The sequence below is a fragment of the uncultured Ilumatobacter sp. genome (genome assembly GCF_963980585.1).
Taxonomy (GTDB): Bacteria; Actinomycetota; Acidimicrobiia; order Acidimicrobiales; family Ilumatobacteraceae; genus Ilumatobacter_A.
This window is the reverse complement of record NZ_CAXCAM010000082.1, coordinates 1-4627: the sequence shown is the minus strand read 5'-3', so window position 1 is coordinate 4627 and position 4627 is coordinate 1. Positions and strand designations below refer to the sequence as shown.

Below are 4627 nucleotides of genomic sequence, written 5' to 3'. Positions count from 1 at the left end.
TGCGACGGGCGCACGTTGCGGCGTGGCGCACGTTGCGGCGCGACGCAGTCAGCCGCGGGCGTTCGAGGCGCGTTCGAGACGGCCAGATTTGTCGACGGGGAGCCCGGTGAGGAGCGCGACGGCGGTGGATCCGGCTGCGATGCACCAGATGATCGACCAGCGATAGCCATCGGTGGTGTCGATCAGCCACCCGGCAGTCGGCGCCCCGACCAGTGCGCCAATACCCGGCGCCGTGTACATCAACCCAAGGATCGAACCCAGACCGGCGACGCCCATCCGATCCGAGATGACGATCGGGCTGAGCGCGACAAACCCGCCGTACCCCACGCCCAACGTGAGAACGAACAACACCAACATGACGTACGACGACCCGGCGGCGAGCCAGAGCAGGAAGCTCCCCGTCGTGATGATGAGGCAGGCACGGTAGAGACGAAACGATCCGAAACGCCGAACCAACGACCCGAAGCCCACGCGGGAGAGCACACTCGATCCGCCCAAGACACCGACGAGCACCGCTGCTTGCACCGATCCGATGCCACGTTCCTTGGCGTATTGACCGACGAAAACGAACGGCACGAACAGCGCGAGGCCAAGGGCGAACGCGGAGAGCGCGAAGCGGCGGAACACGGGACTCCCCAACGCATCCTTGAACCGAGACGGCTGCGGCGAACCGTCGCCGGGAGGTCGGTCGACCAGCGGCACGCAGGCGAGCATGACGCCGGCGCCACCGACAGCAAAGAAGACGTAGGTGTCACGCCAGCCCCACCGATCGATCAGCGCTGCTGACACCGGCGACATCACCAGCGTGCCGACGCCGATGCCGGCCACGGCCAATCCGACCGCAACCGCCCGGTGCTGTTCGAACCAGCCGCCGACCACCGCGACCATCGGTACGTAGCCGCAGGCTGCGGCGATCCCGACACCGAGGCCGTAGGTGACATATCCCAGGCCGAGCGACTGCACACGGCTCGTTGCAATCAAACCAAGAAACAACGCTGCCGCGCCGGCGACCAGCACCACTCGTGGGCCGAAGCGGTCCGACATGCGACCCGAAATGATGCTGAGCGAGAAGAACAAGCACGTCGTGATGCCGAAGATGAGCGCGGTGGAACCGTTGGCCGCGTCGAACTCCTCGCTCATCGATTCGAAGAAGGCCCCGAAGCTGTATGCCGTACCCAGCGTGACCCCGGATGCGAAGAAGGCCGCAACGACGGTGAGCCAGGCTCGCCGCGAGTCGACGGCATGCGCAGCGACGGCGGCGTTGGCGGACATCGGGCCGACACTACGCACCGCACCCGAGTTCGAACGTGACGGGACTCGGACGGAAGTCTTCGCGATCGCTGCCGAACGGTCGCTGCGCCAACGTGAGCGCTGCGACGCTGGTCAGATTCGAGTGAGCTTGAAAAGCAGAGCGCTCTCGGGATGCAGCGTCGGGGGTTGCACGCCGTGGGCGGCGAGTTGTCGTCCGGTGAGTTCCACACCGGACGCGAGCCAGCTCGGCTGCACCCGGGCTGGACCCCATCGCTCGCCGGGGATGCGGAGGTGTTCGATGCGGTAGGTCGCGGCATCGTCGAGTCCGGGTAGTCGGAGCGGCGGAGGCGTCAGACTGGGAGCCGTGGCGAGTTGGGCGAAGGCCACGATTCCTTCCGATCGGTCAGCTGCGTACACGCCGTGTGCGCTGTACGCAGGGTCGGTGTCGAATCGAACGACATCGCCTGAGTGGAGCAACTCGCGATGCTCCTTGTGCAGAGCGATGACCGCTTGCAGCGCGATCCGTTCCTCGTCAGTGAGTTTCGTGACGTTCCACTCCACGCCGAGGTGGCCGAACATCGCAGTGGCAGCTCGAAATGAGAGTGACTGCGTGCGACCGGTGGTGTGTGCCCGGGTCGGCCCGATGTGGGCCCCCATGAGTTCCGGCGGGATCAACATGGACGCACCGCGCTGGATGGTCTGACGTTCCAGTGCGTCGTTGCAGTCGCTTGTCCAGACTCGTTCGGTGCGCTTCAGGATCTCGTGATCAATCCGGGCACCGCCGCTTGCGCACGACTCGAACTCGACGGTCGGGTGCAGGCGGCGCAGCTTGTCGAGGAGGTGGTAGAGCGCAATGGTCTGTGCGTTGGTGCCAGCCGCGCCGTGTTGATTCGAGCCGTGAATATGGTCGCGGTTCATGTCCCACTTGACGTAGGAGATGTCGTGGTCGCTCAGCAGTCGATCGAGGCATCCCAAGATGAAGTCGAACGCTGGGCGGTTGGCGAGGTCGAGGACAAGTTGTTGCCGACCGAGCACCGGTTCGTACCCGGGGGTGGCCAACGCCCAGTCGGGATGGGCGCGGAAGATGTCGCTGTCGGGGTTGACCATCTCGGGTTCGACCCAGATTCCGAAGTCCATTCCAAGGTCCGTGACGTGCGCGATCAACGGGGAGAGTCCTGCTGGGTACGCCGCGTCCGATACCCACCAGTCGCCGAGCCCCTTGGTGTCGTCGCGGCGCGAACCGAACCAGCCATCATCGAGCACGAAACGCTCGATGCCGAGATCCGCTGCGGCGTCGGCCAGCAACATCAGCTTGTCGGTGTCATGGTCGAAGTACACCGCCTCCCACGTGTTGAGCAGGACCGGACGCGGCGTCGACGGATGATTCGGCAGCGCTCGCAGCGAACGGTGAAAGGCTTGCGTCGCATTGTTTAGACCATGCGGCGAGTACGCGGCAATCGTCTCCGGCGTGGTGTATGACTCACCGGGCTCAAGCACGACTTCGCCCGGGTGCAGCAGCTCTCCGGCCTGCAGATAGCGGCGGCCATCGGCGAGGCGTTCGGCGAGCATCGTGTGGTTCCCGCTCCACGCGAGGTGTGCGCCCCACACCTCGCCACTCCACTCGTCGAAGCCGCGCTTGCCTGTAAAGAGCATCGGCGGTGACTCGTGCGAGGTGCGACCGCGTCGGTTCTCGGCAAGCAACGAACCGTCGAACCAATCGCTGCGCAACGGTTGAAACTCCCGCGACCAGCGCCCTTCGAAGCTGAGCAACTCGCTCGCGTGTTCGGCAACAGGAAGTGTGACCGTCAATCCGTCCAGGCTGTACCGCCGGTCACCAGCGTTGGTGACCGTCGCCCAGATATGCAGCACGTCGTCGAGCACGATGGTCACGTTCAGCCCGAGTTTCGCGACTGCGTCAACCGCTTCGACTGAGAGACGCGTGCCGTCGTCGGACAGGTGATGTGACACCGCCGAGAACCGCGGCGCCCACGCGAGGCCTCCCCCGCGCCGACCGACGAGGCCCGGGCGGCCGGTGAACCCCGAACCGTGCTCGGGAACTGTCGACACTGGAGCGACCGAGTCGACCGTTCCGTGGACGATGGGCCGAGAAAGCGACGGGAGCACCGTCGCCAGGTCGGCCTCGGCGCCAAGCGGCGCGCCCCAATGCACGATCGTCGGGGCCCCCGTTGTGACGTCGACCACCACGTCGGTTCCAGCGTTGGACAAACGAATCATCTCGGGCACAGACCGCCATTCTATGGAGGGCAGGTCAGCCGTGTCCGAAACACAGATCCTATGTTCGATTGACCTGTGCGGACTGCGCGCGATTCGCACAGATTTCGCACAGCTGATGTTCGAACCTGTTGATTTCGGTTGATTCTTGCGTACAAATCAACCACGATGGTCGACATGTTCGATCGGGGTGGCGGGGCAGGACCCGATCAAAGCTTGACCGCAGGGCGCTCACTTGCGCAGCAACGACACGAACAGATCGTCGCCGAGGTACGTGCCCGAGGATCGATGCGCGTCACTGAGCTTGCGTCGCTGCTCGATGTCAGCGATATGACGATTCGCCGCGACCTCGACGTCCTCGACGAGGCAGGCTCGCTCGTCAAGGTGCATGGAGGCGCGAAGGTCTCCACCGAGCACTCCGCCGACGAGCCCGGCTTCGACGCCAACTCGGCGCTTCACACCGCCGAGAAAGAGGCAATCGCTCGTGCTGCCGCGGACCTCGTTGAGGGCGGGGCAACGATCGGGCTGATGGCCGGCACGACGACCTGGCGTCTCGCCGGCGAGTTGGCGATGGTGCCGAACCTGACCGTGGTCACCAACAGCATGCGCGTCGCTGAGGTGTTCAACGAGTTCAGGCGACCTGACCGCAACATCATCTTGACCGGCGGGGTGCGCACGCCCAGCGATGCACTCGTCGGCCCCATTGCAGCAACGGCGTTGAGCGCCCTGCATGTCGACACGCTGTTCATCGGCGTGCACGGCATGGGCGAGCAGGCCGGTTTCACCACGCCGAACATCCTCGAATCCGATACCAATCGAGCATTCATCCGCGCGGCTGGCCGCAAGGTCGTGCTCGCCGATCACAGTAAATGGGGCGTCACCGGCCTCAGCAGTTTCGCGGCATTGAGTGACGTGGACACGCTGATCACCGACCACCTGCTGTCCTCGGATGCCATCGACATCCTCGGCGCACATATTCCTGACGTCCGTCAGGTCGGCCAGCCAATCTGACGCTCGCTGATCAGTCGGTGTCGGGCGCGGTCTCGGTCGAGGCGTCGTCAGACTCATCGACATCGGTCGCCGTGAGTGACTCGGGGGCCACGTCGTCGTCGAGTTCTCCGTCCAGCTCACCATCCAGCTCACC

General features: G+C 64.9%; 3 protein-coding genes. 1 reads left to right on the top strand and 2 read right to left on the bottom strand.

Annotated elements, in window-relative coordinates; translation table 11 throughout:
* Positions 1–48: 48 nt before the first annotated feature.
* Together ACH2DW_RS15110 and ACH2DW_RS15105 are read right to left on the bottom strand one after the other, a co-directional pair.
* On the bottom strand, positions 49–1272 hold the full coding sequence (locus ACH2DW_RS15110; RefSeq protein WP_394930572.1) for an MFS transporter: 1224 nt from the start codon (positions 1270–1272) through the stop codon (positions 49–51).
* Between the two features lie 111 nt (positions 1273–1383).
* Positions 1384–3486 carry an alpha-galactosidase gene (locus ACH2DW_RS15105; protein ID WP_394930574.1) on the bottom strand — a complete coding sequence of 701 codons (2103 nt, stop codon included), beginning with the start codon at positions 3484–3486 and terminating at the stop codon, positions 1384–1386.
* A gap of 174 nt (positions 3487–3660) precedes the next feature.
* On the opposite strand from ACH2DW_RS15105, the gene ACH2DW_RS15100 reads away from it, so the two are divergent.
* On the top strand, positions 3661–4494 hold the full coding sequence (locus ACH2DW_RS15100) for a DeoR/GlpR family DNA-binding transcription regulator (protein ID WP_394930573.1): 834 nt from the start codon (positions 3661–3663) through the stop codon (positions 4492–4494).
* The last annotated feature ends 133 nt before the right edge of the window (positions 4495–4627 follow it).